The organism is Sphingomonas sp. (assembly GCF_036388435.1).
Classification (GTDB): Bacteria; Pseudomonadota; Alphaproteobacteria; order Sphingomonadales; family Sphingomonadaceae; genus Sphingomonas.
The window spans coordinates 106,222-130,079 of record NZ_DASVRV010000046.1; the positions used below are offsets into that span (position 1 = coordinate 106,222).

23 protein-coding genes, 2 tRNA genes and 1 riboswitch are annotated in these 23,858 nt (G+C 69.2%); of the genes, 16 read left to right on the plus strand and 9 right to left on the minus strand.

All coding sequences use genetic code 11. The features are described 5' to 3' along the window. Positions 1 to 16: 16 nt before the first annotated feature. A riboswitch (cobalamin riboswitch) is annotated at positions 17 to 216 on the minus strand. 100 nt (positions 217 to 316) lie between these two features. Next, positions 317 to 391: transfer RNA gene (locus VF592_RS10330), tRNA-Val, on the minus strand. A gap of 44 nt (positions 392 to 435) precedes the next feature. Next, the gene (gene cpdR / locus VF592_RS10335; RefSeq protein WP_331005755.1) at positions 436 to 810 is read right to left on the minus strand and encodes a cell cycle two-component system response regulator CpdR; all 375 of its coding nucleotides are present in this window, start codon (positions 808 to 810) and stop codon (positions 436 to 438) included. Between the two features lie 145 nt (positions 811 to 955). Between cpdR and VF592_RS10340 the strand changes: the two genes are divergently transcribed. Then, positions 956 to 1,798 (plus strand): N-formylglutamate amidohydrolase, encoded by an 843-nt coding sequence (locus VF592_RS10340; protein ID WP_331005543.1) that lies wholly within the window; start codon positions 956 to 958, stop codon positions 1,796 to 1,798. A gap of 216 nt (positions 1,799 to 2,014) precedes the next feature. On the opposite strand, the gene VF592_RS10345 is transcribed toward VF592_RS10340, so the two are convergent. Together VF592_RS10345 and VF592_RS10350 are read right to left on the minus strand one after the other, a co-directional pair. Then, positions 2,015 to 2,785 (minus strand): SapC family protein, encoded by a 771-nt coding sequence (locus tag VF592_RS10345; RefSeq protein ID WP_331005544.1) that lies wholly within the window; start codon positions 2,783 to 2,785, stop codon positions 2,015 to 2,017. A 53-nt stretch (positions 2,786 to 2,838) separates the two neighbouring features. Further along, on the minus strand, positions 2,839 to 4,287 hold the full coding sequence (locus VF592_RS10350) for an FAD-binding oxidoreductase (RefSeq protein WP_331005545.1): 1,449 nt from the start codon (positions 4,285 to 4,287) through the stop codon (positions 2,839 to 2,841). Positions 4,288 to 4,359: 72 nt separating this feature from the next. Here VF592_RS10350 and VF592_RS10355 point away from each other — a divergent pair, with 72 nt between their 5' ends. From VF592_RS10355 to VF592_RS10365, 3 genes are all read left to right on the plus strand, one after another. Then, positions 4,360 to 4,809, plus strand: a complete 450-nt coding sequence (locus VF592_RS10355) for a hypothetical protein (protein ID WP_331005546.1) — start codon at positions 4,360 to 4,362, stop codon at positions 4,807 to 4,809. 91 nt (positions 4,810 to 4,900) lie between these two features. After that, positions 4,901 to 6,304 carry a DEAD/DEAH box helicase gene (locus tag VF592_RS10360; RefSeq protein ID WP_331005547.1) on the plus strand — a complete coding sequence of 468 codons (1,404 nt, stop codon included), beginning with the start codon at positions 4,901 to 4,903 and terminating at the stop codon, positions 6,302 to 6,304. Between the two features lie 8 nt (positions 6,305 to 6,312). Further along, complete coding sequence (locus tag VF592_RS10365; RefSeq protein WP_331005548.1) at positions 6,313 to 6,483, plus strand: DUF1289 domain-containing protein; 171 nt, start codon at positions 6,313 to 6,315, stop codon at positions 6,481 to 6,483. On the opposite strand, the gene VF592_RS10370 is transcribed toward VF592_RS10365, so the two are convergent. Beyond that, entirely contained in the window at positions 6,480 to 7,094 is a 615-nt protein-coding gene (locus VF592_RS10370; RefSeq protein ID WP_331005549.1) for a glutathione S-transferase family protein, read from the minus strand. The two genes, VF592_RS10365 and VF592_RS10370, sit on opposite strands and share 4 nt — an antisense overlap. A 50-nt stretch (positions 7,095 to 7,144) precedes the next feature. Next, entirely contained in the window at positions 7,145 to 8,020 is an 876-nt protein-coding gene (locus tag VF592_RS10375; RefSeq protein ID WP_331005550.1) for a dienelactone hydrolase family protein, read from the minus strand. A 95-nt stretch (positions 8,021 to 8,115) separates the two neighbouring features. On the opposite strand from VF592_RS10375, the gene VF592_RS10380 reads away from it, so the two are divergent. Next, complete coding sequence (locus VF592_RS10380) at positions 8,116 to 8,907, plus strand: tryptophan 2,3-dioxygenase (RefSeq protein WP_331005551.1); 792 nt, start codon at positions 8,116 to 8,118, stop codon at positions 8,905 to 8,907. A gap of 199 nt (positions 8,908 to 9,106) precedes the next feature. Continuing rightward, positions 9,107 to 10,291, plus strand: coding sequence for an acyl-CoA dehydrogenase (locus tag VF592_RS10385; protein ID WP_331005552.1), 1,185 nt, complete (start codon positions 9,107 to 9,109; stop codon positions 10,289 to 10,291). Positions 10,292 to 10,694: 403 nt separating this feature from the next. Here the strand turns inward: VF592_RS10385 and VF592_RS10390 are convergent, their stop codons facing one another. Further along, a complete protein-coding gene (locus tag VF592_RS10390; protein ID WP_331005553.1) occupies positions 10,695 to 11,327 on the minus strand; it encodes a type II toxin-antitoxin system HicB family antitoxin in 633 nt (210 codons plus the stop codon). A 55-nt stretch (positions 11,328 to 11,382) separates the two neighbouring features. Between VF592_RS10390 and VF592_RS10395 the strand changes: the two genes are divergently transcribed. The 6 genes from VF592_RS10395 (at position 11,383) to VF592_RS10420 (ending at position 17,049) form a co-directional block, all read left to right on the plus strand. Further along, positions 11,383 to 12,507, plus strand: a complete 1,125-nt coding sequence (locus VF592_RS10395) for a CaiB/BaiF CoA-transferase family protein (RefSeq protein ID WP_331005554.1) — start codon at positions 11,383 to 11,385, stop codon at positions 12,505 to 12,507. Between the two features lie 142 nt (positions 12,508 to 12,649). After that, a complete protein-coding gene (locus VF592_RS10400) occupies positions 12,650 to 13,771 on the plus strand; it encodes a CaiB/BaiF CoA-transferase family protein (RefSeq protein WP_331005555.1) in 1,122 nt (373 codons plus the stop codon). Between the two features lie 56 nt (positions 13,772 to 13,827). Then, positions 13,828 to 14,583 (plus strand): class II aldolase/adducin family protein, encoded by a 756-nt coding sequence (locus VF592_RS10405; protein ID WP_331005556.1) that lies wholly within the window; start codon positions 13,828 to 13,830, stop codon positions 14,581 to 14,583. A 90-nt stretch (positions 14,584 to 14,673) separates the two neighbouring features. Then, complete coding sequence (locus VF592_RS10410; protein WP_331005557.1) at positions 14,674 to 15,222, plus strand: (2Fe-2S)-binding protein; 549 nt, start codon at positions 14,674 to 14,676, stop codon at positions 15,220 to 15,222. 106 nt (positions 15,223 to 15,328) lie between these two features. Then, positions 15,329 to 16,285, plus strand: a complete 957-nt coding sequence (locus tag VF592_RS10415; RefSeq protein WP_331005558.1) for an RcnB family protein — start codon at positions 15,329 to 15,331, stop codon at positions 16,283 to 16,285. Between the two features lie 71 nt (positions 16,286 to 16,356). Next, a complete protein-coding gene (locus VF592_RS10420) occupies positions 16,357 to 17,049 on the plus strand; it encodes a 2OG-Fe(II) oxygenase (protein ID WP_331005559.1) in 693 nt (230 codons plus the stop codon). Between the two features lie 16 nt (positions 17,050 to 17,065). On the opposite strand, the gene VF592_RS10425 is transcribed toward VF592_RS10420, so the two are convergent. Then, positions 17,066 to 17,410 carry a hypothetical protein gene (locus VF592_RS10425; protein WP_331005560.1) on the minus strand — a complete coding sequence of 115 codons (345 nt, stop codon included), beginning with the start codon at positions 17,408 to 17,410 and terminating at the stop codon, positions 17,066 to 17,068. 65 nt (positions 17,411 to 17,475) lie between these two features. After that, a complete protein-coding gene (locus tag VF592_RS10430; protein WP_331005561.1) occupies positions 17,476 to 18,516 on the minus strand; it encodes a potassium channel family protein in 1,041 nt (346 codons plus the stop codon). 205 nt (positions 18,517 to 18,721) lie between these two features. On the opposite strand from VF592_RS10430, the gene recJ reads away from it, so the two are divergent. The 4 genes from recJ (at position 18,722) to VF592_RS10450 (ending at position 23,789) form a co-directional block, all read left to right on the plus strand. Further along, positions 18,722 to 20,476, plus strand: coding sequence for a single-stranded-DNA-specific exonuclease RecJ (gene recJ, locus VF592_RS10435; RefSeq protein ID WP_331005562.1), 1,755 nt, complete (start codon positions 18,722 to 18,724; stop codon positions 20,474 to 20,476). 35 nt (positions 20,477 to 20,511) lie between these two features. Continuing rightward, positions 20,512 to 20,586, plus strand: a tRNA-Glu gene (locus tag VF592_RS10440). 113 nt (positions 20,587 to 20,699) lie between these two features. Continuing rightward, positions 20,700 to 21,602 carry a crotonase/enoyl-CoA hydratase family protein gene (locus tag VF592_RS10445; RefSeq protein WP_331005563.1) on the plus strand — a complete coding sequence of 301 codons (903 nt, stop codon included), beginning with the start codon at positions 20,700 to 20,702 and terminating at the stop codon, positions 21,600 to 21,602. 117 nt (positions 21,603 to 21,719) lie between these two features. Continuing rightward, complete coding sequence (locus VF592_RS10450; RefSeq protein ID WP_331005756.1) at positions 21,720 to 23,789, plus strand: TonB-dependent receptor; 2,070 nt, start codon at positions 21,720 to 21,722, stop codon at positions 23,787 to 23,789. The last annotated feature ends 69 nt before the right edge of the window (positions 23,790 to 23,858 follow it).

The following is a 23,858-nucleotide window of genomic DNA, read 5'->3' on the forward strand; positions in this document are numbered from 1 at the left end:
CACCCCGCCCGCGCGAATGGATCGACCGTGAGGGGCAGGTCTCCTGGCTTCCGGGTCGCCGCGGCCTCCCCGCCTTCCCAGGCCTAGGCCCAGTGGCTCGATGAGGAGACCGCTATCCGGTTACAGTTGCGGGGGCAGCGCCGGATCACTGGACCTGTCCAGCCACCGGCTTCCCTTTTGATCCCGTCTCCGGGAACCATTCACGAATTCGCGACTCTAGGCCGCGGCATCCCCGCTGTACAGTACCTCAGCGCCCTGGGCGGATCGAGGCCGGTCAGCAAAAACCCCGGAAACCGCTGCCGGCTTCCGGGGTTTATGGTGGGCGTGGCAAGGATTGAACTTGCGACCCCTGCGATGTCAACACAGTGCTCTACCACTGAGCTACACGCCCAAGACGGCGGCCTCTAGCCGGGTGCTGCGCGCGGCGCAAGCGATCTAGTTGAGCCCGGCTTGATCTCGTTCGAACAGACGATCCACCTCCATCACCAGGTCGCGCAGGTGGAACGGCTTGGACAGCACCTTGGCCTGTGGCATCGCCCTGCCGGCCTTCAGCGTGACGGCCGCGAAGCCGGTGATGAACATGACACGCAGGTCGGCGCACATCTCCCCCGCCTTTTGCGCCAGCTCGATCCCGTCCATCTCGGGCATGACGATGTCGGTCAGCAGCAGGTCGAAACGCTCGCGCTCCAGCAGCGGGATCGCCGCCGTGCCCCGATCGACCGCGACCACCGAATAGCCCGACCGCTCCAGCGCGCGCGTCAGATATTCGCGCATGACCTGGTCGTCCTCGGCCAACAATATCCGCATCATCGCACCCAATCCCGCCCCAAGCTCGTCACGCACGGCATGGCCCTGCCCAGGACTCTCGCCTAGCCCCGAACCGGTTAACAATTCCAGCGTGCGCAACGTCCCCGACCGTTGCCGGGCCCGTGGTTGCACCGTACCGTCCCGGTCCATGGAGGCGAGCTTCGATATCTGGGGCGACACGGCGGCACCGGCCAGCCCGGTCGTAGTGTCGGTTCCCCATGCCGGCCGCGACTATCCGCCCGCGATCCTGCCGCTGCTGCGCACCGCCCCGTCCGGGCTGATCGCGCTGGAGGATCGCTTCGTCGACGCGGTCGCGCTCGGCGCGCGCGGCGATCGGACGATGCTGCTGCAACGCGTGCCCCGCGCCTGGATCGATCTGAACCGGAGCGAGGACGAGCGCGATCCGACGGTCGACGAGGGCGCCGATCCCACCCGCCAGCCGACCCGCTCGGCCAAGCTCAGGAGCGGGCTTGGCCTGGTGCCCCGGCGCGTGTCCGCAGGCGACATCTGGCGGCGCAAATTGTCCGACGCCGATGTGCGCGCGCGGATCGAAGAGGCCCATCGTCCCTATCACCAGACGCTGGGAGCCGCGCTGATCGCGGCGCGCGCGCGTTTCGGCGTGGCGGTGTTGCTCGACCTGCATTCGATGCCGCCCCTGGGAAGCGGCGCGGCGCAGCTCGTGCTGGGCGATCGGTTCGGGCGCGCGGCGGGCGGGCGCTTCGTCGCGCGGGCGGAAGCGGCCGCGCTCGCGCGGGGCCTGCGCGTCGCGCTCAACACCCCTTATGCCGGCGGACATGTGCTCGATCGTCACGCCGCGCCGATGCGGCACATTCACGGGCTGCAACTCGAGCTCGACCGCGCGCTCTATCTCGACCGGCGCCTCGACCGCCCCGGCGCCGGGCTGGCCGCGACGGTGGCGCTGGTCGAGGCGGTGATCGCGGCGTTGGAGGACGAGGCACTGACCGGCGGGCTGGCCTTGGCCGCCGAATGAACGACCGCCGATAAAAAACCACCCCGCACGATCGAACGCGCAGGGTGGCCAAGGTTCAGGGAGGAGACGCGCTCAAAGCGCGTCGTACGGAGTCCGCGAAAGGGGGGACACGGAGCCGTACCAACACGATCTAGGGACCGTGTTGCCTGTTACAACCCGCCGACCCGCCAAGCGTTCCCAAAAAAGTTAACGGATCGGGTGTCGGCGCCCCCCGTCTCAATTCGGCAATTGCGGGGTCGGCTGCGGCACCTGGCCCAGCTGCATCTGCCGGCCGAAAATCTCGCGCATGAGCGACAGCGAGAACAGGTGCGCGTAGAGCAGCGGGAGCATGCCCGACTTGCCCATCTTGCGGAGCTGGTCGCCGCGCAGGTCGGCCAGCTTCTCCTCGTTGACCATCTGAAAACCGCGATAGATGAAGGGCTGGGCCGCGCCGTCGGGCTGGATCGACACCTCGCCGTCCATCAGCAGCTCCGCCTCCTTCAGCTCCTTCATGAACTGTGCCGTGCGCGCGCCGGCCTGCTCGAACGTCTCGTTGAATTGGAGGATCGCCTTGGTCGCCTCGCTCGGCTGGCCGTCGGTGAACAGCGGCTCGCCCTCCTCGAACGGCCCGATCGAGTCGGCGGTCGGATCGAAGCACAAGGACAGCTCCTGCGCGTCGGGGCGCAGGCGGGCGAGCATATAGGGATAGCGGCGGACATAGGCCGGAACGTAGAAATTGGTGTCGCGCAGCTTGCCCTCATCGTCGATGAAGACGTTGACGCCCTCGTTCAGCCCCATCAGCGCGATCGGCACGCTTTCGTCGCCGCTCGAGAAGACGATGGGCATGTGACGCTGGACCAGCGGGAACTCGTCGACCGTCACGGGCACCGCGTGCTGGCCGACCAGAAAGGGCGCGCTGTCCTGTTGCCGGACGCGGTAATCGGCATGGGCCTCGCTCGAAAGCGGCTCGAGCCCGTTATAGAAGAGCGGAAGCGGCGCGCTGGCCATGTCGTGATACTCCAGGAGGAATGGCGGCCGCGGCCGCCAGATCGCGCGCCGCTCTATTTGCCGTCCGGCTCCGGCGCAAGCGGGACCAGTTTTCCGGGGTTCAGGATGCCCAGCGGATCGAGCGCCGCCTTGATCGCGCGCATCGCACCCGCACGCGCCGGCGGAAGCAGCCGGGCGAGTTCGTCCCGCTTCATCTGCCCGATCCCGTGCTCGGCCGATATCGACCCGCCCGCTTCGGTCACCAGGTCATGGACGAAACGCGTCACTGCCGGCGCCGCCTCGGCATACCAGCGCGCCGGATCGGCCCCGGCGGGCGCGCGAACGTGGAAATGGACGTTGCCGTCGCCCAGATGCCCGAATCCGCTGGCGTGGCAGCCGGGAAAGCGCGCGTCGCATGCCGCGGCCGCGTCGATCATGAAGCGCGGCATCGCGGGGACGGGCACCGATATGTCGTGCTGGGTCGCGGGTCCCTGCGCGCGCTCCGCTTCCGAGATCGAGTCGCGGATGCGCCAGAATGCGTCCGCCTGCGCCTCGCTCGCGGCGATCGTCGCGTCGTCGCCCAGCCCGTGCGCGAGCGCGTCGGCGAGCAGCCGTTCGAGCAGCGCGTCGGGCCGCTCCGCCCGGTCGTCGGGGGCGGTCGCCTCGATCAGCACATGCCAGGGATGTTCCCCGCCGAGCGGGGCGCGCGCGCCGGGCAGATGCGCAAGTACCGCCCGCAGCGATTCGGCGGGGAGGATCTCGAAGCTCTCGACCGCATCACTCTGAACCTGGAGATTGCGGAGCAGCGCAAGCGCGGTGTCCGGCGAGGACAGGCCGACCCACGCCACCCCGCGCGCCGCGACGGCGGGCACCAGCCGCAACGTCGCCGCCGTCACCACGCCCAGCGTCCCCTCCGCCCCGATCAGCAACTGGTCGAGACTGTAGCCGCGATTGTCCTTGGGCAGCGCGGCCAAGCCATCGTGGATCGTGCCGTCGGCCATCACCGCTTCGACCCCGGCGACCAGCCCGCGCATCGTCCCGAAGCGCAGCACCTGCGTGCCCCCGGCATTGGTCGACACCAGCCCGCCGATCGTCGCCGAACCCCGCGCGCCCAGCGTCAGCGGAAAGCGCCGCCCGCGCTCCAGCGCGGCGTCGTTGAGCGTCTGGAGGATCACTCCCGATTCGGCGACCGCCAGGTTCGCCTGGGGGTCGAGCGACCGTATCCTGTTCAGCCGACGCAGCGACAGGATCACCGCGTCACCTTCCACCGACGGGGTCGCGCCGCCGACCATGCCGGTATTCCCGCCCTGCGGCACCAGCGGCACCCGGTGCGCGGCGGCCGCGCGCACGACGGCGACGACCTGCGCGGTATCGCGCGGCTCGATCATCGCCGTCGCCTGCCCCCGATAACGACGACGCCAGTCGACCAGCCATGGCGCGATCGCGTCGGCGTCGGTGACGATCGCGCCGGCGGGCAGGTGGGGCGCGAGCGCACCCAGGAAAGCGGATCGGGCGGGATTCATGGCGGCGCGGATAGCATGGGGGCCCGAGTTCATCACCTATTCAACGACCGGCCTTAGAGGCATGGGATCCAGATGCACGCCGCCCTTCCCCTCACCCTGCTCGCGCTCTCCGCGCCCGCGCTCGCCGCCCCGACCTTCGTCGTCGGCGAGGACCGGGTCGTGCTCGCGCAGCTGATCCTGCGCCAGCGGGTGATCGTCCGCGTGCCGAGCGTGGCGCCTCCTCCGGTAGCCCCGCCAAAAGCGATCGAGTGGAAAGAAAAGAAGGGGCCGAAGTGCGTCCCCATCGCCGATCTGGGTGGCGCGATCGTCACCGCGCGCGACCGGATCGACCTGGTTCTGCGCGGCGGCAGGCGCGTCCGCGCGGAGTTCGACGACGACTGCCCCGGGCTCGATTTCTACCGCGGCTTCTATCTGAAGCCCGCGGCCGATGGGATGGTGTGCGCCGGCCGCGACGTGGTACGGTCGCGCTCGGGCGCCAAATGCCCGGTGAAGCGGTTCCGCAAGCTCCAACCCCGGACGTGATCTTGACTTTAGCGCCCTTTTCCGCAAGCGCGTAAGCGCGCTTAGGGTTGCCGCATGTTCGCGCGCCCGGGTCTTATCCGGTAATATTTGCATGAGCTTTGCCGATCTCGGCCTTTCCGACGAACTATTACGGACCGTGACCGACGCCGGTTACACCGATCCGACGCCGATCCAGGCCTCGGCCATCCCCAGCGTGCTGATGATGCGCGACATCATCGGCATCGCCCAGACGGGCACGGGCAAGACCGCGTCCTTCGTGCTGCCGATGATCGACATCCTCGCCCAAGGCCGCAGCCGCGCGCGGATGCCGCGCTCGCTGATCCTGGAGCCGACGCGCGAACTCGCCGCGCAGGTGGCCGAGAATTTCGAGAAATACGGCGCCAACCACAAGCTTTCCATGGCGCTGCTCATCGGCGGCGTGTCGATGGGCGACCAGATCAAGGCGCTGGAAAAGGGCGTCGACGTGCTGATCGCGACGCCGGGCCGTCTCATGGACCTGTTCGGGCGCGGCAACATCCTCTTGACCGGCTGCTCGCTCCTCGTGATCGACGAGGCGGACCGGATGCTCGACATGGGCTTCATCCCCGCGATCGAGGAAATCTGCACCAAGCTGCCGACCGCGCGCCAGACCCTGCTCTTCTCGGCGACCATGCCGCCGCCGATCAAGAAGCTCGCCGACCGTTTCCTGTCCAATCCCAAGATGATCGAGGTCGCGCGCCCCGCCAGCGCCAACGTCAACATCAAGCAGTTGATCGTGCCCGTCTCCGCCTCGGCGGTGGACAAGCGCGTGCGGCTGCGCGAGTTGCTGCGCCGGGAGGAGGTGACCAACGCGATCATCTTCTGCAACCGCAAGACCACGGTGCGCGAGCTCAACAAGTCGCTGCGGCAGCATGGCTTCAAGTCGGGCGAGATCCACGGCGACATGGAACAGGCGCAGCGCATCGCCGAGCTGGACCTGTTCAAGGCTGGCACGGTCAACATCCTCGTCGCCTCCGATGTCGCGGCGCGCGGGCTCGACATCAAGGGCGTCTCCCACGTCTTCAATTTCGACGCGCCCTGGCATCCCGACGATTACGTCCACCGCATCGGCCGCACCGGCCGCGCGGGCGCGACGGGCACCGCCTATACGCTGGTCACCCCAGCCGATGCCGAGAACATCGCCGAGATCGAGAAGCTGACCGGTCACAAGATCGAACGCGTCGAAGCCGTTTCCACGCCCGCCGTGCCGCGCGCGCCGGTCGAGGAAGCGCCTGCTCCCCGCCGCGAACGTCCCGCCCGCGCCGAATACCGGCCCCGCGCCGAAGCGGCCTCCCCGGTCGAAGCGCCCGAGCGCGACGAGGCTTCCATTCCCGCCGAGCAGCCGCGCGCCGCCCGACCCGAGCGCGGCGGCCGCGACCGGAATCAGGACCGCCCGCGCGATCAGGATCAGGGCGGTGCCGACGAGGGCTGGAACGGCCCCGTCCCCGACTTCCTCCACGTCGCCTTCACCGTCTGAGCAGGATCATGCCCGCGCGGGTGGACAGCCCGTGCGTCGATCGCTGCCGTATCGACGAGGTCACCGACACCTGCGAAGGCTGCGCCCGTACCCTGGACGAGATCGCCCGCTGGGGCACCATGACCCCCGCCGAGCGCGATAGGGTGATGCGCGCCCTGCCCGCGCGCCGCGTGCCCTAGCCGGCGGGCATCGCCGCGTCGTCCAGCGCCGTCGCGCGCTTGTGCGCGTCGCGGTCGGCCAGCCGCTCCCAGTATCGCTCGAACGCCTCGCGCTTGGGCAGCGTCCCGAATTGCAGCCCCCACATCAGGTGGCTGCCGACATAGACGTCCGCGGCCGTGAACCGCTCGCCCGCGATATAGGGATGCGCCGACACCGCCTGTTCGAGCACGTCGACGACCCGGTCGTAGCTGCCATAGCCCGCCATCTGCTCCTTGCCCTCGGTCGAGGCGCCGAGCGCGCGATTGGTGATCGCGTGCTCCAGCGGCCCTGCCGCGAAGAACAGCCAGCGATAGTAGAGCGCCCGCTCGTCCTCGCGCGGCGCCAGCCCGGCATTGGGAAAGGCATCCGCCAGATAGGCGCAGATTGCCGCCGTCTCCGTCACCGCCTGCCCCCGGTGGACGATGGCCGGCACCTTGCCCATCGGGTTGATGGCCAGGAAATCGGGCGCCTTCATCGCCCCCGCATAGTCGAGCAACACCGTGTCGTACTCGGCCCCGACCTCCTCCAGCATCCAGCGCGCGATGCGCCCGCGCGACATGGGATTGGTGTAGAGAATCAGGTCGGCGGCCATGGGTCGGTCCTCGCGATGCGGTCAGGGACGTAGCAGGAATATGGGTCGGCTCACGCGTCAAGCTCGCGCTTGAGGAACGCGATCGTCCGTCCCCAGGCGAGCTCGGCCGCCGCCTTGTCGTAGCGTTCGGCGGAGGTGTCGTTGTTGAACGCGTGGTCGACGCCCGGATAGGTGAACGCCTCCACCCGCTTCCCCGCCGCCTTCAACGCCTCGGCCCAGGGCACCGCCGTCGCGTTCACCCGCGCGTCCTTGCCCGCCAACTGGATCAGCAAGGCGGCCTGCACCTTCGCCGCCTCCGAAGGGTTCGGCGCGGAGCCGTAATAAGGCACCCCCGCCGCCAGCGCGGGCCCGGCGGCGACCGCGAGCCGATTGACGAACGCCCCGCCCCAGCAGAACCCGACCGCGCCGATCCGCCGCGGCCCGTCCGCCGCTGCCAGCGCCCCGTTCATAACCGCCACCGTCGTCGCGATCGCAGCGCCCAGGTCGAGCTGGCCGATCAACGTCCGCGCCTGGTCCTGGTCCGCGGGGGTTCCGCCCGCCCCCGCCAGATAATCGGGCGCAAAGGCGGTGAAGCCCGCCAGCGCGGCCCGCCGCGCGACATCGCGGATATGCTCGTTGAGCCCGCGATTCTCATGGACCACCAGTACCATGGGCCGCCGCGCGCGACCCCGGCGGGGCTGCGCCAGATAGCCCGTCAGCGACGCGGCACCCGTGCCGATCGTCCGCGTCTCGGCCCGCAGCCGCTTGTCGTCCGGCGCGATCACCGCCGCGGCGGCGGGTGATGCGCCGATCCCCGCGATCAGCACCTCCGCCGCCGCGACCGATCCCGCCATCGCCGCTATTTCGCGCAGCAATCGCCGCCGGTCGCGATGCTCGTGGGTGTAGGCGTCGTAAAGCTGGACGGCGCGGTCGCGGATGTCGGTCATGGCGGGGCTCCTGGGCGTGGCCCTGTCATCCTAGCCGACGCGCGCAAGAAGCACAGCACCCTCGCGCTCCATCGGCGAGTCGCGTAACCGGGGCCATGACCAAGCCTCTTACCTATGGCTCGTACCTGCGCCTCCCCGAGCTGCTCGACCTGCAGACCCCGCGCACCGGCGCGCATGACGAGCTGCTGTTCATCACCGTCCACCAGGCGAGCGAGCTGTGGATCAAGCTCATGCTCCACGAACTCGACGAGGCGCGGGTCCGCATCGCGAGCGACGATCTCCAGCCCGCGCTCAAGATGATGTCCCGCGTCAGCCGCATCCAAGCGCAGCTCATCCAGAGCTGGGAGGTGCTCGCCACCATGACGCCCGCCGATTACGCGCGGATGCGCGGCGGGCTCGGCGGCAGCTCGGGCTTCCAGTCGGACGCCTATCGCCGGCTCGAATTCGTCATGGGTGCCCGCGACGCCAGGATGGTCGCGATCTTCGACGCCGAGCCCGAACTCCAGGGCCCGTTGCGCGAAGAACTCGCCCGCCCCAGCCTCTACGACGAGGCGCTCCGCCTCCTCGCCCGCCGCGGCCTGCCCCTCCCCGCCGGACGCACGGATCGCGACTGGTCGCACATGGCCGATCCCGCGCCCGCGGTGGAAGCGTGCTGGACGACGATCTATGCCGACACCGATCGCTGGTGGGACCTGTACGAACTCGCCGAAAAGCTCGTCGACCTCGAATATCATTTCCAGATCTGGCGCTTCGGCCATCTCAAGACGGTGGAGCGCGTGATCGGCTTCAAACGTGGCACCGGCGGCACGGCGGGGGTGCCCTATCTCGCCCGCGTGGTCGAACAGCGCTTCTTCCCCGAACTGCTCAACGTGCGCTCGTCGCTTTAACTCTCCCCTCCCTGGAACAGGGAGGGGTTGGGGGTGGGTGGACGTGAATAGCTTCGCCCGCGCACCGGCCTTCTCGCTTATCCAGGCCGCATCCCGTCGACCCACCCCCAACCCCTCCCTGTGTCCAGGGAGGGGAGCATGGAAGGACTGGACAACGGTCCCTGCCATCCCCATCCGCTTCCCGACAAAGGAGACGTAAATGGCGGGCATGGGCCGGTTCGACTGGGAAGACCCCTTCCTCCTCGACGATCAGCTGACCGAGGACGAGCGCATGGTGCGCGACACCGGGCGCGGTTACGCCCGCGACAAGCTCCTCCCCCGCATCGTCGACGCCTTCGCGCATGAGCGCACCGATCCCGAGATCTTCCGCGAAATGGGCGCGCTCGGCCTGCTCGGCCCCACCATTCCCGAGGAATATGGCGGCGTCGGCGCGAGCTATGTCGCCTATGGCCTGGTCGCGCGCGAGGTGGAGGCGATCGACAGCGGCTATCGCTCGATGATGAGCGTTCAGTCGAGCCTCGTTATGTACCCGATCATGACTTTCGGCTCCGAGGAACAGCGGCGCAAATACCTGCCCAGGCTCGCCAGCGGCGAATGGATCGGCTGTTTCGGCCTGACCGAGCCCGATGCCGGCTCCGACCCCGGATCGATGACGACGCGCGCGACCAGAACCGCCGACGGCTATCGCCTGTCGGGCGCCAAGACCTGGATCTCGAACTCGCCCATCGCCGATGTGTTCGTCGTCTGGGCCAAGTCCGATGCCCATGACGACCAGATCAGGGGGTTCGTGCTTGAACGCGGCGCGAAGGGCCTCGAGACGCCGAAGATCGAGGGCAAGCTGTCGCTTCGGGCCTCCATCACCGGCATGATCATGATGGACGAGGTGGAGGTCGGCGAGGACGCGCTCCTGCCCGACGTGCAGGGGCTGAAAGGCCCCTTCGGCTGTCTGAACCGCGCGCGCTACGGCATTAGCTGGGGGGCGATGGGCGCCGCCGAATTCTGCCTCCACGCCGCGCGCCAATATGGCCTCGACCGCAAGCAGTTCGGCACCCCGCTCGCGGGCCGCCAGCTCTATCAGAAGAAGCTCGCCGACATGGAGACCGAGATCGCGCTCGGCCTCCAGGCGTCTCTCCGCGTCGGCCGCCTGATGGACGAAGGCCGCTTCGCCCCCGAGATGGTCTCGCTCGTCAAACGCAACAATGTCGGCAAGGCCCTCGACATCGCCCGCACCGCCCGCGACATGCACGGCGGCAACGGCATCTCGGGCGAATATCACATGATGCGCCACCTGATGAACCTGGAGACCGTCAACACCTATGAAGGCGCGCATGACGTCCATGCGCTCATCCTGGGGCGGGCGATCACGGGACTGGCGGCGTTCTAAAAACGCTACTTGGATCGGCAGTCCGTCGCTTTCGGCAATTCGACAAATTTAGAAAGAAAAATGACTGCGTTCTATCGAGCTTTCTTCCGCTGTGCTGACGATGCCACAAGCAATCTCATTGTGGATTTGCTTATAGATGATCGTCGTCGCTGGGTCGCGAGAGTTCCAACTGGCGGATGGTAGGGACGTGCGAACAGCAACGACGTTTCGCCTTTTATCTTGAGGTCCGGCGGCCAAGTCGACTTTGGTAACACGGAAAGGGATCCTACCGCTCTCGTTGAGCGTTATGGTTCTCTCGATACTTCTGATAGAATCATCGTGCAGAACGACCGGCTGAAAGACGTAACTAGTTTATAACGCTGGCTTAAGCGGGTGCTCATATTTAGCACAGTGAACTAGTAGTTTAAGCTGCTTGCCGCTCAACCCCCGCGACATCGAACCGCTGCCCGCACACCCACATCGCCTGATCGAGCTGCGCGACCGTCGAGGCGTGCCGCAGGTCGAGCAGCCGGTCGATCTGGCGGGGGTTGAGCCCCATTGACCGCGCCAGGTCCGCCTTGCGCCAGCCGCGCGCGCGCATCGCCTGATAGACGGAGAGCTTCAAAGCCCCCAGCAGCGTCGGCGCGACGGTCGGGCGGCCATTCGCGGGTGATGGAGCGGGGATGTCCTGCCGGTCTGCCATATATGCGTTGAGCATGGTCTCCAGCCCGTCGACCGCGTGATCAAGCGCGTCCTGCTCGTCCTCGCCAGAGGTCGCGCCGGGCAGATCGACGAACGTCACGAGCACGGTATCATTGTCGTCGGGAGTGAGTTTCACGGGGTAGTCGTACATCCTGTCCTCCGAACCGATCGGGATCACGCGATCCCCAAATCCTTCTTGATCTTGCGCATCAGGCCGGTGCCGAGCTGCTTGGCGGACCCGTATGAAGCTCTTGCGATCCCCACGCGCGATGTTCAGGTGCCCACCCCTGCCCGGTTCGAACGTGCAGCCCTGCTTGGCCAGATAGCGGCGGAACTGATCGCTGTTCGCGTCCAAAAAGTAGACGTTTGTGTCTATAGGGTCAAGCGCCCGCCCTTGCTACACGCCCCCCATGACCGACAGCCCCTATCCTCTCCACGGCATCAAGGTCGTCGAGCTCGCGCGCATCCTCGCCGGCCCCTGGGCGGGGCAGGTGCTGGCCGATCTGGGCGCGGAGGTGGTCAAGGTGGAGGGGCCGGACGGCGACGACACGCGCGAGTGGGGTCCGCCCTTCGTGCCCGAGCCGGACGGGGGGCGCACCGCCGGCTATTACCACGCCTGCAACCGCGGCAAGCGTGTCGTCGTCGCCGATTTCGCCACGCCGGAGGGGCGGCAGCTCGTCCGCGACCTCGTGCGCGACGCCGACGTGCTGATCGAGAATTTCAAGGTCGGCGGGCTCGCCCGATATGGGCTCGACTACGCTTCGCTATCGGCGCTCAATCCCCGGCTCGTCTATTGCTCGATCACCGGCTTCGGCCAGGACGGGCCTTATGCGAGCCGCCCCGGCTACGACTTCATCATCCAGGGCATGGGCGGGATCATGGACCTGACGGGCGAACCCGACGGGGCGCCGCAAAAGACCGGCGTGGCGTTCGCGGACATCTTCACCGGACTGTACGCGGTGATCGGCATCCAGGCCGCGCTCCACATGCGCGAGCGGACGGGGCGCGGCCAGCAGATCGACATGGCGCTGCTCGACACCATGACGGGCGTGCTCGCCAACCAGGCGATGAACTACATGCTCACCGGCGTCACGCCGCCCCGTATCGGCAATGCGCATATGAACGTCTGCCCCTATGCGGTGTTTCCGTGCGCCGATGGCTGGTTCATCCTCGCGGTCGGCAACGACGCGCAGTACCGCCGGTTCGCGGCGCTCGTCGGGATGGATCCCGACGACCCGCACCACGTCACCAACGCGCTTCGCCTCCAACATCGCGAGACGCTTTTCGCCGAGATCGCCGCGGCCGTCGCGCCTTTCGCGCGCGACGATCTGCTCGCCCGGCTGGAAGCGGTGGGCGTTCCCGCGGGCCCGATCAACACGGTGGCGCAGGCGCTGGAGGACCCGCAGGTCGCGCACCGGGGCATGCGCATCGAGGTCGTGCGCGAGGATGGCACCACCCTGCCCGGCCTGCGCACGCCGATCCGCTTCGGCGACGCGGAGCTGGCGCTGGGAAAGGCGGCCCCGTCCCGGCCGTGACTTCCCTCCCCGGACAGGGGGAAGTCGTGGTGGGTGGACGTACAACGCCTGCCGGGTAGAACCCCCGCGAACACGCACCGAACCGCATCCCGTCCACCCACCCCCGACCCCTCCCTGTCCAAGGAGGGGAGCAAGGATTGCCATGACCACTCCCGCCCCCCTCACCGGCATCCGCATCGTCGAGCTAGCCGGCATCGGCCCCGGCCCCTTCGCGGGCATGATGCTCGCCGATCACGGAGCGGAGGTGATCCGCATCGACCGGCCGGGCAAGGTCGGGTTGAGGATCGACGCCATGGACCCGCTGCTCCGCTCGCGCCGCTCGGTCGCGCTGGACCTCAAGCGCCCCGAAGCCGTCGCGGCGGTCCGCCGCATCGTGGCCGAGGCGGACGGCCTGATCGAGGGATTCCGCCCGGGCGTCACCGAACGCCTCGGCCTCGGCCCGGAGGCGCTGCTCCGCGACAATCCGCGCCTCGTCTATGGTCGCATGACCGGCTGGGGTCAGACCGGGCCGATGGCGCAGGAACCGGGTCACGACATCAATTATCTGGCGCTCTCGGGCACGCTGCACGCGCTCGGTCGCGCGGGCGATAAGCCGACGCCGCCGATCAACCTGGCGGCCGATTTCGGCGGGGGCGGGATGATGCTGGCCTTCGGGATGCTCGCCGCACTGCTTCATGCTCGGAAGACCGGCCAGGGTCAGGTCGTCGATGCGGCGATGACCGAGGGGTCTGCGGTGCTCGCGGGCATGATCTGGGGCTTTCGCGCCATGGGCCAATGGAGCGACGAGCGCGGGCGCAACCTGCTCGACACCGGCGCGCATTTCTACGACACCTATGAATGCGCCGATGGTCGCTACGTGTCGCTGGGCGCGATCGAGCCGCAATTCTATGCCGAGTTCCGCCGCGTCATGGCGCTCGACGAGGCCAAGTGGGACCGTCAGATGGACCCGCGCGTCTGGGACGATCTCAAGACGGATCTGACCGCCCGCTTCCTGACCCGCACCCGCGACGAATGGGTGGCGGCGTTCCAGGGTCACGAGGTCTGCTTCGCCCCCGTGCTCGGTTTCGACGACGCGCGCGCCCACCCGCACAATGTCGCGCGCGGCGCGTTCGTCGAGGCGGGCGGCGTTCCCCAGCCCGCCCCCGCGCCGCGCTACTCCGCCAGCGTCACCGTGCCGCCGCGCATGGCCGGCGCGCGCGAGGACCGCGCCGTGCTCGCCGATCTGGGCTTCGACGCCGACGAGATCGCCGCGCTCGGCCATTGATTGCCCGGCGCATCGAGAAATGCGATGTCAAAAGCAACACGTCAGGAGAGCACGCCATGGCCACCGCACTTCGCAAGCCGCAAATGTCCACCGCCGAGTGGGAGGCCCGCCAGGAGCTCGCCGCCTGCTACCGCGTGTTCGACATGCTCGGCTGGTCCGAGATGATCTACAACCACATCACGGTGAAGCTGGAGGAAGAGGGCGCGTTCCTCATCAACCCGTTCGGCCTGCATTTCTCCGAGGTGACCGCGTCCAACCTCGTCAAGATCGACATCGACGGCAACAAGCTCGACGACAGCCCCTACCCCGTCAACCTGGCCGGGTTCGTCCAGCATGCGGTGTTCCACAAGAACCTGCCCGACGCGCATTGCATCATGCACACCCACACCACGGCGGGCATGGCGGTCAGCTCGGTCGAGGGCGGCCTGCGCCCCTTGAACTTCTACGCCTGCAACTTCGCGGGGCAGATCGCGTATCACGACTTCGAGGGCGTCACCGTCCGCTCCGAGGAGGGCGAACGGCTGGTCGCCAATCTGGGCTCCAAGCGCGTCATGTTCCTGCGCAACCACGGCATCCTCGTCATGGGCCGCACCCTGCCCGAGGCGTTCGTGAAGCACTGGGCGCTCCAGCGCGCCTGCGAGATCCAGCTCGCCACGCTCAGCATGGGCACCCCGCTGGAGGTCGCGCCCGAGATCGTCGCCACCCACCAGCGCGACCTGCACAAGGCGCAGGCCTCGGCCCAGCCGGGCGCCGCCGATTTCGCCGCGATGGTGCGCCGCGTCGACAAGATCGATACCGGCTGGCGCGATTGATCGCGCCAGCCCGGACGGCGGGCCGGCTCGCCGAACCCGTCCGACGGCGGCTTGGCCGCCGGCGCCGCCAGCCGGTCTGAACGCCCCCCTATGCGCCTCACCGTCAACAACCAGCCGGTCGAATATCGCCTCGACCCGGAAACGCCCCTGCTCTGGGCGCTGCGCGACGCGTCCAACCTGACGGGGACGAAGTTCGGCTGCGGCACCGGTCATTGCGGCGCGTGCATCGTCGACATCGACGGCGAGGCACGCGCCTCCTGCCGCGTGCCCGTGGGGTCGATCGAGGGCAGCGCGGTGACCACGATCGAGGGGCTGTCGCGCGAGCGTACCCATCCGCTCCAGTTCGCTTTTCTCCACGACAATGTCGTCCAGTGCGGCTTCTGCATCCCCGGCATCATCATGGCGGCGCAGGCGCTGCTCCGCCGCGACGCGTCGCCGAGCGAGGCGGTGATCCGCGCGCGCATCACCAATCTGTGCCGCTGCGGCATCTACCCGCGCCTGGTCGAGGCGATCGGCCGGGCCGCGCGCGCGATGCGGGGCGAGGAGGTGATCCCGGCAGGCGCGCGTCCGGGGATCGACGCCGACGACGCGGCCCGTGCCGTGCCCGCGCTCGCCCCTCCGTCCGCGCCCGCCCGCTGATTTCTGTCGTTTCGCTGACGATCCGGTTCAGCCGTCGATCAATCGCGATCGCCTATTCCGCTCCCATCGATCCCGGCATTCGGCCGGCCGAGCGGAGAGTGCAGCCATGAAGCGTCTTGTGATCGGATTATTGCTCGCGGCGACCGCCTTTGCGCCGCTCGCAGCAGGTGCGCAGCGTCGCGACGCCGCCGGCCAAGGGATTCGGGACGACAATGACGCCGCGCGCGAGCAGCGCCAGGCCGCGCGCCAGGAACGACGCGCCGCCCGCGCCGCGGCCCAGCCTGGTCTTGCCGTTCAGCCTGGTGCCCCCGTTCAGGCCGGTGCCCGGGCGCGTGGACCGGGCATGGATCGCCCGCGTCGCGACCGGGACGGCGACGGCCAGCCCGATCGCCGCCGCGACCGCGCCGATGCGCCCGCCCCGGTCGTCGATGCGGCGCCCCGCCCCGATCGGGTTCGTCCGCGCCGCGATGTCGATGCGCCCTTCCTCGGAAACGGTGAGGACGCCGCCCAGCGGCTGGATCGGCGCGACCGGATCGAGGGTCGTCGCGACCGGCGCCAGGAGCGGGTCGAGGATCGCCGGGACCAGCCCCGATACCGGGGTGGCGTCGTCCGCCCGGACACGCGCGACCTGCGCCGGGATCGTTTCGAGAACCGTCAGGATCGCTTCGAGAACCGCCAGGACCGGTTCGACGATCGCCGCGACGGGCGCGACTGGAACGGCCGGAGCGCCGATCTCTATCGCGGCGGCCAGGTCTGGAACCGCGGCTGGCGCAATGACGACCGCTATGACTGGAACCGCTATCGCGACCGCAATCGCGGTGCCTATCGCCTCCCCCGCTATTATGCTCCCCAGGGTGCGGGCTATGGTTATCGTCGCTTCGGCATCGGCATTCAGCTTTCGCGGTCGCTCTTCGCGCAGAATTACTGGCTCGACGACCCGTTCGCCTATCGCCTGCCGCCCGCCTACGGCCCCTATCGCTGGGTCCGCTATCATGGCGACGCGTTGCTGGTCGATCTGCGCACCGGGCGCGTGATCGACGTGGTGTACGACATCTTCTACTGAGCGGAAGGAGGTCGGGCTTTTGCCCAACCCCCTCTTGCCTCGCGGCGCGGCGGCCAGCATCTTGGGCCGCGATGTTCTTCTCCCGCAAGCCCAAGGCGTCGTCCGCTTCCACCGCCTCGCCGCTGCGCGCGCGCTGGGGCGACGAGGTGGCCGCCCGCCTCTCCGCCGATCCCCGCCTCGTCCGCACGCCCACCGACGCGGCGAGCATGTTCCAATGCGCCGACTTTCTCGACGCGGCGCAATGCCGGTCGCTGATCGCCGTGATCGATGCCGATCGCCGACCCTCGACGCTGCTGTCCGGCCGCGCCGGCACCGGCTTTCGCACCAGCGAGAGCTGCGACATGGATCGCTGGTCGCCCCAGGTCCGCGCCATCGACGAAGCGATCGCCGCGCTGCTCGGCATCGACCCCGCGCATGGCGAGACGATGCAAGGGCAGCGTTACGCGCCGGGCCAACAGTTCCGCGCCCATCACGACTTCTTCAACGACCGCGAAAGCTATTGGCCCGCCATGGCCGCGTCGGGTGGGCAGCGCACCTGGACCGCGATGATCTATCTGAACGACGTACCCGAAGGCGGCGCGACCTGGTTTCCGCGGGCCGGCGTCCGCGTCGCGCCGCGGCGCGGGCTGCTGCTCGCATGGAACAACATGAAACCCGACGGCAGTCCGAACGACGGCACCATCCACGAGGGAATGCCCGTCGTCGAGGGGGTCAAATATATCGTCACCAAATGGTTTCGCGAGGAAAGCTGGCTCAAGGAATAGCGGGTGTCCCGGCCGACTATGCCTTTCCCTCCGGCGGCGTATCCCCCGCGAACAGCTCGTCCCAGAACCGGTCGCACACCAGGCCCTGCAACTCGTTGCCGTCGCGGCGGTCGTCGGGGCAGCCCGCCTGATAGGCCAACGCGCGCGACGACAGCTCGTCGCTGACCTCCCGCGCGAAATCGGGCCCGAACCGCCGGGTGAGCACCACCATCATCCCGCGCGCCAGCTCCAATCCCCATAGCGTCTGGGGATCGGGGCTGTAGGGAACGACCCGCGGGTCCTCCGCCTCCTCCGCATCGTCGGCGGCCAATTGCTCGTCGAGCATCTCGTCGGCGATCAGGGGGTGGCTGGATTGGTCCATGGTCGTTCTCCATCCGGGGCTTCGCCGCTTCAACGCACGATCCGGGAACTCGGCTCCCCGACGCGCTATTGTGGCACCACCGCCTTGTTCGGCACGATCTCGACCAGCACGTCGCCCGCTTCCAGCTTCCTGGCCTCGTCACGCCAATAGCCATAAGCCCGCCCGCCGCGCTGGATACGGACGCCCAGTCCCGGCGTGACCTCGTTCAGCGATCGACCCACCTCCGCCGCCGTCACGGGGCGTTCCTGCAGGTGCACCTCGCCGTCGCACGCCGCCAGATCGGCCAGGTAGTCGGCGATATGCTCGCCCTGGGTCGATCCGGCGAGCAGCAGCCCCGCCAGGCTGGCCGGGTTGATGACGGTACTCGCCCCCGCCTGGCGCGCGATCGCCTCATTGTCCTCCGATCGCACCACGATGCTGATCGGCACCACGGGCGCCAGCCGCCGCGCGGTCAGCACCACCAGGATCGACGTGTCGTCGCGGCCCGTGGCGACCACCACCGATGCCGCGCGGCCGACCTGCGCCGTCTCCAGCACCTGGTCGCGCGTCGCGTCGCCGGTCAGCACGTTGACCCCGCACGCCTCGGCCTGGCGGGTCCGCGCCTCGTCCCCGTCCACGACGACGATCATGTGCGGATCGACCCCGCGCCGAATCAGCTCGCCGACCGCCTCGACCCCGGTGACGCCGTAGCCGACCATGACCACATGGTTTTTCAGCCCGCGCTCGATCATCCGCATCCGCCACCGTCGCCACACGCCCGTGAGCAGGAAGTCATAAGCGGTCCCCAGGAAAATGAGCCACACGAACAGCCGGATCGGCGTCACCACCAGCGCATCGAACAAACGCGCCTGATCGGTGACGGGCGTGATGTCGCCATAGCCGACCGTGGTGACGGTGATCGTCGTGAAATACAGCACGTCGACGAAGCTGATATGCCCGTCGATATTGTCGCGCAGCCCTTCGCGGTCGAACCAATGCCCGCCCAGCGCGATCCCGATCAGCACGATCACCGCCACCACGCGCAGCGTCAGCGACGCCCAGGCCGGGGTACGGCTGCGCCGGCGCAGGTCGATGATACGGGTCGGGCCGGTGGACGGCGTGCGCATGGACGCCTGTCTAGGACCTCCCCGGCGGCGCTGTCGATCGGTGATCGCGCGAAGCCCCTGTCCCCTGGCGACATTGCGGGGCATAGGCGGAACAAATGCCGTCCATCCCGTCTCCCCGCCCCCGCTCGCGCGCGGTGCCCGACCTTCGTCGCACATATGCGCGTGCCGATGCTCTCCTGAACGCGTGCACCGTCGGACGCGCGACATGACCCCCGTGCTCGGCGTCGCCCGCTCCATCCTCGGCCAGCCCTGGCGCTGGCGCGCGCTCGCCGCCGACGCGCGCGAGGGCATGACCCCCGACGATCTGGTGACCCAGCTGCTGCTCGCGCGCGGCTGCCCGCGCGAGGGGCTGGACGAGCACCGCCTTCCCTCCATCCGCGGCTTCATGCCCGACCCCAGCATCTTCCGCGACATGGACCGCGCCGCCGACCGCCTCGCCGACGCGGTCCAGGCGGGCGAGCAGGTCGCGATCTTCGGCGATTACGATGTCGACGGCGCCACCTCCGCGGCGCTGATGATCCGCGTGCTGCGCGATCTGGGGCTGAAGGCGCGGCCCTACATCCCCGACCGCCTGCTGGAGGGATACGGCCCCTCGGGCGCCGCGCTGGTGCGCCTGGCGGCGGAGGGGGCGACGCTGATCGTCACCGTCGATTGCGGCGCCCAGGCGTTCGAGGCGCTGGCGACCGCGCGCGACGCGCAGGTCGACGTGGTCGTCGTCGACCATCACAAATGCGCCGCCGAGCTTCCCCATGCCCATGCGCTGGTCAACCCCAACCGCCTCGACGAGCAGGGCGGCGCGGCGCACGGCCATCTGGCCGCGGTCGGGGTCTGCTTCCTCCTCGCCGCCGCGCTGGTACGGACGCTCCGGGCGCGCGGCTTTTTCGCGACCCGCGCCGAGCCCAGATTGATCGAGCTGCTCGACATGGTCGCGCTCGGCACCGTCGCCGACGTGGCCCAGCTGCGCGGCCTCAACCGCGCCTTCGTAGCCCAGGGGCTCAAGGTCATGGACCGGCGCCGGAATATCGGCTTGGCCGCGCTGATCGAGGCGTCGCGGCTGACGCGCGCACCGACCTGTTCCGATCTCGGCTTCGCGCTTGGGCCCCGCATCAATGCGGGGGGCCGGGTCGGTCGCGCCGATCTCGGCGTGCGCCTCCTCACCACGTCGGACCCCGATGAAGCCCGCCGGATCGCCGCCGAGCTCGACCGCCTCAACGAGGAGCGCCGCGCGGTCGAGGCGGGCGTCCAGGGCGCGGCCGAGGAACTGGCGAACACCCGCAACCGCGTAGCCGTGGTCTCCGGCCATGGCTGGCATCCCGGCGTGATCGGCATCGTCGCGGGGCGCCTCAAGGAGAAGCTCGGCCGCCCCGCGATCGTCATCGCGCTCGACGGGCAGGGCGTCGGCAAGGGTTCGGGGCGCTCGATCACCGGCGTCGATCTCGGCGCGGCGGTGCTCGCGGCCAGGGAGCACGGCCTGCTCGTCGCGGGCGGGGGCCACGCCATGGCCGCCGGGCTGACGATCGCCGCCGACCGCATCGCCGACTTCACCGCCTTTCTGGAGGACCGGCTCGGCGACGCGGTGGAGCGGGCGACCGCCGACCGCGCGCTGCTCGTCGACGCGGTGCTCGCGACCGGCGGCGTCACCCGCGACCTGGTCGAGGCGATGGAGGCCGGCGGCCCGTACGGCGCGGGCTGGCCCGCCCCCCGCGTCGCGGCTGGCCCCGTGCGCGTGGTGCGCGCCGATGTGGTCGGCAACGGCCATGTCCGCGCGGTCGTCGCGGGCGAGGACGGTCGCAGCCTGAAGGTCATGGCCTTCCGCCAGGCCGACACGCTGCTGGGCCAAGCGCTGCTCGGCGCCCCGCCGCACCGCCGCCTCTGGCTGGCGGGCCGCGCCAAGCTGGACGACTGGAGCGCCAAGCCCGCCGCCGAACTTCATGTCGAGGATGCCGCCTGGGTAACTTGACGGGGGGAAGGATCGCCCATAGACGACGCGCCGTTGGCCCCTTCGTCTAGTGGTTAGGACGCGGCCCTTTCACGGCTGAAACACGGGTTCGAGCCCCGTAGGGGTCACCATCGCGCGGTCGCGGGAGAGCGGCGAGCCGCTCCCACGCGACAAGCGCGGCCGGCGGGCACGGCCCGTCCGATGCCGCGGCTTAACCGCGGCGCCCCGTCTGGGAGAGAAGGCCGTGCCTGACCCGTCCCCCTATGAAACGATCCTCTACCGGGTCGAGGACCATATCCTCACCCTGACCCTGAACCGCCCCGATCGCCTGAACGCGTTCACCGGCACCATGATGCGCGAGCTGATCGACGCGGTCGACCGGGCCGACGCCGATGACGATGTGCGCGCGGTGATCGTCACGGGTGCCGGTCGCGCCTTTTGCGCGGGCGCCGATCTGGCGGCGGGCGGGGCGACCTTCGACTATGCCGCGCTCGGCCAGGACTCGCCGGTTCGCCCCGACGGGTCGGTCGACTATGCCCATCCGTCGGTGCGCGACACGGGCGGGATGCTGACGCTCAGGCTGTTCCGCTGCCTCAAACCGCTCATCGCGGCGATCAACGGCCCGGCGGTCGGCATCGGCGCGACCATGTGCCTGCCCATGGACATGCGGCTGATCGCGGAGGGCGCGCGGATCGGCTTCGTCTTCGCCCGGCGCGGCATCGCCCCCGACGGCGCGGCGAGCTGGTTCCTGCCCCGTGTCGCCGGCATCGCCCGCGCGCTCGAATGGTCGCTCAGCGGCCGCCTGATCCCCGCCGAGGAGGCGTTGAGCGGCGGACTGGTCCGCTCCGTCCACGCCGCGGCCGATCTCCTTCCCGCCGCCCGCGCGCTCGCCCGCGAGATCGCGGACAACGCCGCGCCGGTATCGGTCGCGCTCACCCGCCAGATGATGTGGCGCGGGCTCGGCATGGCCGATCCGATGGAGGCGCACCGCGTCGACAGCCGCGCCGTCTACGCGCGCGGCGGTGCCCCCGACGCGCGCGAGGGAGTGACCAGCTTCCTCGACAAACGTCCGCCCGTCTTCGCCGACCGGGTCAGCCGCGACATGCCCGACTTCTTCCCCTGGTGGGACGAACCCGAATATCGCTGAAGCGTCATTTCAGGGATTGAGATAACATTACATGACCGCTAGGCCCACCGCGAAGAGTGGGAGTATCCAGTGATCAACAAGTTCCTCGGCGCGAGCCTCGTCGTGCTCGCCGCCACCCTGTCCACCCCGGTCGCCGCGCAGCAGAGCGGGACCGCGGCGGACGAGGTGATCGTCACCGCCCCCGTCCGCCAGAACGAGAATGACGTGCTTCAGGGCGTGTCGATCCTGTCGGGGGCGGAGCTCACCCGCGAGCTGCGCCCGACCATCGGCGAGACGCTTGCACGCCAGCCGGGCGTGTCGGCGACCTCCTTCGGTCCCAACGCCTCGCGCCCCGTGCTGCGCGGCTTCCAGGGCGAGCGTATCCGCGTGCTGACCGACGGCATCGGCTCGTTCGACGTGTCCAACACCTCGGTCGACCACGCCGTCGTCATCGACCCGCTGCTCGCCGAGCGGGTGGAGGTGCTGCGCGGCCCCTCCGCGCTGCTGTTCGGATCGTCGGCGGTGGGCGGCGTCGTCAACGTCCTCGACCGCCGCATCCCGCGGCGCCTGCCCGACAATGGCGTGCGGCTGGACGCGATCGCCAATTACGGCTCGGCCGCGAACGAGCGCTCGGGCTCGGTCGCGGGCGACGTCGCGGTCGGCCGACGGCTCGTGCTCCACGCCGACGGCTCCTATCTGAAATCGGGCGATCTGCGCTCGGGCGGCTATGTCCTGTCGCGCGCGGCACGGGCGGCGTCGTTGTCGCAGGTCGGCCTTCCCCAGGACAGCGACGAACCGATCGATTTCGCCGCGAACGCCGCGTTGCGCGGCAAGATCCCCAACTCGGCGGCCGAGACCTGGACGGCGGGGGTCGGCGCCTCCCTCATCACCGAAACCGGCTCGCTCGGCCTGTCGTACAGCCATTATGACAGCTTGTACGGCATCCCGCTGCGCTACGCGACCGAGGTCGGCCAGGAGCAGGAAGGCCCGCGGCTCGACGTGGTGCAGGACCGCGTCGACCTGCGCGGCGAGGTGGAGACGGGCGGCGCCTTTCTCGACCGCATCCGCGTCCGCATCGGTCACGCCAAATATCGCCACAACGAGTTGGAGGAGAGTGGCGAGATCGGCACCCAGTTTCGTAGCAACGGCACCGAGGCGCGGCTGGAGCTCGTCCAGGCCAGGCGCGGCGGCTGGCAGGGCGCGTCCGGCGTCCAGTTCTTCAACCGGCTGTTCGACGTCGAGGGCGAGGAAGCGTTCCTGCCCCGCAACGAGACCAATCAGGTGGGCTTCTTCACGCTCCAGCAACTCGAACTCGGCCGCTTCCGCGCCGAGGGCGGGGTGCGGTACGAACGCACCGATCTCGCCTCGCGCAGCCCGGCGGACGACCTGCGCTACCCGCGCGGCAAGCGCGCGTTCCAGGCGGTGTCGGGATCGCTGGGCGGCGCATACGAGATCGCCGAAGACATCAGCCTGGGCGTGAACCTGTCGCACACCGAACGCGCGCCCTCGGCGGAGGAACTATTCTCCAACGGCGCCCATGCCGGCACCCAGGCCTATGAACTGGGCAGTCCCGATTTCCGGCTGGAGAAGTCCTGGGGCATCGAGGGCACCGTCCATGCGCATGGCGAGGGGTTCAGCCTCGACGCGTCGGTCTTCTACAACGACTTCACCGACTTCATCTCCGAATCACAGGTGGACCCCAGCGTTTGCCAGGCGGCGGCCGACCCGTCGGGGCGCGAGGTGGACCTGCCCTGCTTCCAGTTCGCCCAGGGCGATGCGCGCTATTACGGGTTCGAGGTCGACGCCTCGGCACGGCTGTTCGAGGCCGGCGGATACCGGGTCAATGCCGACCTGATCGCCGATTACGTCCGGGCCACGATCGGCCGCCAGGGTCCCGCGCCGCGCATCCCGCCGCTCCGCCTGCTCGGCGGACTGGAGGCGCAGGGCGACCGCGCATCGGCGCGGGTCGAGGTCGAGCGGGTGTTCGAACAGGACCGGATCGCCGCTTTCGAAACGCGCACCGCCGGCTACACGGTCGTCAACGCGTCGCTCAACCTCATGCCCTTCGGCACGAGCAACCGCACCAGCCTGCTCCTGAGCGCGAACAACCTGTTCGACGTGGTCGCGCGGCGCCATGCGAGCTTCCTCAAGGATTTCGCCCCGCTCGCCGGGCGCGACATCCGCGCGACGATCCGGGTCGGGCTTTGAAGCATGATGACTTCAGCTTTGCCCATTTCCGTTCGTCCTGAGTAGGGGCTGAGCTCGTCGAAGACCCGT